Source organism: Mesorhizobium sp. M1A.F.Ca.IN.020.06.1.1 (genome assembly GCF_004023265.1).
Lineage (GTDB): Bacteria > Pseudomonadota > Alphaproteobacteria > Rhizobiales > Rhizobiaceae > Mesorhizobium.
Genome location: NZ_RZSR01000577.1, coordinates 1 through 3918, shown reverse-complemented (window position 1 = coordinate 3918; position 3918 = coordinate 1). Strand labels below are relative to the sequence as shown.

General features: G+C 62.9%; 4 protein-coding genes and 1 pseudogene. 2 read left to right on the top strand and 3 right to left on the bottom strand.

The features are described from left to right. Both EOA60_RS22640 and EOA60_RS22635 read left to right on the top strand, forming a co-directional pair. Positions 1-431: DUF2189 domain-containing protein (locus EOA60_RS22640; RefSeq protein ID WP_128311929.1), on the top strand; the 431-nt coding region annotated here is incomplete at its 5' end. 55 nt (positions 432-486) lie between these two features. Further along, positions 487-1368: a dienelactone hydrolase family protein gene (locus tag EOA60_RS22635; protein WP_245479159.1), complete on the top strand. Its 882-nt coding sequence runs from the start codon at positions 487-489 to the stop codon at positions 1366-1368. Positions 1369-1393: 25 nt separating this feature from the next. On the opposite strand, the gene EOA60_RS22630 is transcribed toward EOA60_RS22635, so the two are convergent. The 3 genes and pseudogenes from EOA60_RS22630 to EOA60_RS22620 form a co-directional block, all read right to left on the bottom strand. Then, positions 1394-2026 (bottom strand): LysE family translocator, encoded by a 633-nt coding sequence (locus tag EOA60_RS22630; protein WP_095801158.1) that lies wholly within the window; start codon positions 2024-2026, stop codon positions 1394-1396. Positions 2027-2170: 144 nt separating this feature from the next. Further along, entirely contained in the window at positions 2171-2599 is a 429-nt protein-coding gene (locus tag EOA60_RS22625) for a DUF4440 domain-containing protein (RefSeq protein WP_095824830.1), read from the bottom strand. A gap of 99 nt (positions 2600-2698) precedes the next feature. Next, positions 2699-3918: pseudogene (locus EOA60_RS22620) on the bottom strand (VWA domain-containing protein); the annotation flags it as partial.

Genomic DNA, 3918 nt, shown 5'->3' with positions numbered 1-3918 from the left:
TTCTGTGGCTGTTCACCGCGCAGTCGATCTACACCAGCCTGTTCGGCGCCGAGCCGCCCGCCTCCGTCGGAACCTTCCTGCGCGACGTGCTGACGACCGGCAAGGGCTGGACGCTGATCCTGCTCGGCAACGCTGCCGGCCTCGTCTTCGCGGTCGTGGTGCTCGCCACCACCGTGATTGCCTTCCCGCTGCTGCTCGACCGCGACGTCGGCGCCGTCTCCGCGATCGAGACCTCGGCGCGCGCCGTAATAGTCAACCCGCTGCAGATGGCGCTCTGGGGCCTGACGGTCGCGGTGCTGCTGGTGATCGGCTCGATCCCGCTGTTTGCCGGCCTTGCCGTCGTCATGCCGGTCCTCGGCCACGCGACTTGGCATCTCTATCGCAAGGTGGTGGAGCCGCAGGATATCCGGCCCATCCGCCGGCCGATGTAGGCCGCGCCGGCTCGAACAAAGCAGACGGCCCGAAACGGTTTACCGAGCCTGGTTCATGAAGATGTTCTTGAGGTCGCTCAAGGGGGCGGCATTCGTGGCCGGGCTTTGGGCTGTCGGCTGCATTGATACTACGCGTGCCAACGCTGACGAGTTGGCGCACTTTGAAAGCGCGGCCGTGAAGCCGACGCCGTTTCAGCAGCGCATTGCGCAACAAAACGGGCGAGCGCTCCAGGCCATTCCTGGCACGCCATTGAATGGGTATCTGACGCGACCGCCGGGTGAGGGGCCGTTCCCGGCGGTCGTCGTTCTCCATGGATGTTCGGGCCTATTCCCAACTGTAGAGAAAACCTGGTCGCAGCGATTGTCTTCCTGGGGTTACGTCGTACTCGTTGTCGACAGCTTCAGCACGCGCGGTGTTCGCGAGACGTGTGATCACGGCCTGCTCGCCGATGGCAGCCTGTTTGCTGATCGCGTTTATGACGCCTACGGCGCCTTGGAGTTCCTGTCGAAATTGAGTTTCGTCGACCCGCAGCGCACAGCGTTGATGGGGTTCTCCGCCGGTGGGATCGCAACGCTCGCGGCCGTGCAACTTGGCGGCGCCGAGCGGCTGATGGATCGCAAGTTCAAGGCGGCTGTCAATTACTATCCGAATTGTTCGGCTACGAATGGCGACGTGGCGGTCCCGACATTGATCCTGATCGGCGAGCTCGACGATTGGACCCCCGCCAAAAATTGCCGGGAAATGATGGCGCAGCGCAGCGGCAAGGGCAGCGCCGTGCAGCTTGATGTCTTCAAGGGCGCTCGCCACGCCTTTGCCTCCCGGTCATTCAAGACGGGCACCGAGCAGTATGGCCACCGGGTGGAGTACAACGCAGCTGCGGCCGAAAAATCGGCAAGCGACGTCCACACGTTTTTGAAGCAGGCCTTCAGCGGATAACAGCCATAGCCCTGATCATCCGATCTCAGCGCTGCGCCTCGGTCGCCATCTTCAAAGCCAGCGCCGTCAGCACCGTGCCCATCATCCAGCGCTGGACGACTAGCCAGAACGGCCGTCCGGCGAGGAAGGTGGCGATCGAGCCCGCCGTCACCGCGATCATGGCGTTGACGGTCAGGCTGATCGAGATCTGCGTCACGCCGAGCACCAGAAGCTGCGACAGCACATGGCCCTTGGCCGGGTTGATGAACTGCGGCAAGAGCGACAGATAGAGCACCGCCACCTTCGGATTGAGCAGGTTGGTCATCAGCCCCATGACGAACAGCTTGCGCGGCCTGTCCTTCGGCAGCTCGCGCACCTGGAATGGCGAGCGGCCGCCGGGCCTTAGCGCCTGCCAGGCGAGCCACAGCAGGTAAAGCGCGCCGGCAAAGCGCAGCGCGTCATAGGCATAAGGCACCGCGAAGATCAGCGCGGTGATGCCAAAGGCCGCGGACACCACATAGAACAGGAAGCCCAGCGCCACGCCGCCCAGCGAGATCAGCCCGGCCCTCGGTCCTTGCGACAGCGAGCGCGAGATCAGGTAGATCATGTTCGGGCCGGGTGTGAGCACCATGCCGAGGCAGATCAGCGCGAAAGTCAAATGGTTGGCGGCGTCGGGCATGGCTCGATCTCCAGCACCTGCGGCAGGGAAGGTCCGATGCCGGCGGGTACGGACATGTGCCTTGTGCCGCGCACGAGCGCAAGGGACTTGCCGGCGTCGGTCGTTGCGCCAGGGCGGGCAGCGCCGCAGGCTTTGGTAGCCTTTCTACTCACCGACGATCGAGGCTGCCGGACGAGGCGAGGTTATAGGATCAGCATGACGAAGGACGATCTTCCACGCGCCTTTCTCCCGCCGAAATATAGTGGTGGTTCGAAGTGCGATCGGAACAAGCTTGTCGCTGCCGCCGACCTTGGATCGGACCCTCTCGATCTCGATGATGTAACCCAAATCCGTCGTTGCGTACTCGGAAATTCGGTCGAAGCCGATAACCTCTCCGTCTCGGTAGTTGGTAGCGGCACGGTCCATCGTTTCGGCAGCCTTCTTCCATCCTTTTGCCGGCGGGCCGAATGGATTGGCGATGACGACGTCATCCCGTTGTGAGAAGAGACTTTTCAATGGTTCGGGATTGCCCTTGACGAAGGCATCCAGGGCTAAATGATCCTGCTCGATGAGTTTCGCGAGGTCTGACAGCATCTCAGCATCCTCCGATGAAGGGGAAAGAGAATACTATCTGAAATCAAGCCCCTGATCCTGCCTTTTCGCTTCTGGCGCGCCGGCGTCAGTTTATGTCCCTTACCCCACCACGCGCAAATTCGATAGCTCGTTCGCAATCTCCTTGAAATTGTCGGACAGCGTCGCGCCGGTTGCATTCCAGAAAAGCTTGGCGGGCTTGCTGGGGTCGGCGGGATCCTTGCGGAAGCGGGAGTCGGATGAGCAGGTCTTCAGGGCGTCCATCGCCTGCTTGTCGCCGGCGTCGGTCGAGGACATGTCGAGCGCAACCGTCATTACCATGATGTTGGCCGCCTTGGCGTGGTCGCAGAGCTTGGCCATCTGCTCGTTGAGCGCGTTGGTGTAGTTGCCCGAGGAATAGTTGAACTGGCCGATGTCGCTGGAGGTGCCGCCGAACAGGCGGGTGACCGAGGTGCCTTTGTAGCCGACGCCGGTATAGCCGTAGGCCGCATAGGTCGATTTGTTGCCGGCCGGATCGGAGTTCACCGTCGAATAGGTGTTCTCCCCGTCGGTGAGCACGATGACGACCTTGTCGTTGCCGCGTTCGGTCTCCGGCCGCCCTTCGGTGAAGGGCGCCGTGCTGGACACGGTGCGCCAGCCCCAGGCCATGCCTTCCGGCACGTTGGTGTTGCCGTTGGGCTGCATCAGGTCGACAGCCGCCTTGATCGCGGCCAGCCCGTCCGCGGTGGTGACGTCGGTGAGCGGCGTGACCGGCGTCGTGGTGCAGCTGTAGTTGGGACCGGCGCCCGTTGCCAGCACCGGCGCATTGATCGGCCGCGGCATGAAATACTTGGCCATATTGGATTGGCGCGTCTTGCCGGTGGTGCTCGACGGATCGTCGTTCCACCAGCTGTTGGCGGCGCCGTAGGTCGCGGGGTTCGGCTCGTCGGGATCTTGCGTCACCTTCCAGTGGTTGCCGGGTTCGTCGGGCGCGAACATCGGCACGAACATTGTCGCCGGGTCGCCGACGCCGATGCCGGTGTTGTTCGGCCCCCCGGACGCAGGCGTATCGTCGACATTGTAAGGGTAGGGACGCACTTCGACGCAGCCCTGCCAGCTCGCGAACGGGCCGTAGGTGTCGTTGTAGTCGTATTCGTTGTGGCTTCGCTTGCAGGTGTTGTTGGACCGGTATTCGTCGCAGACGACGCGCTTGCTGCCGACGATGCGCTCGTGGCTGGTGACCACCTTCATGTCGCGATAGAGCGAAAAGCGGGTCAGTGCCTGGCCTTCCTCGGTCCCCCAGCCGGTGCCGTTCTTGTACCAGATGCCGTTGATCTTCTGGG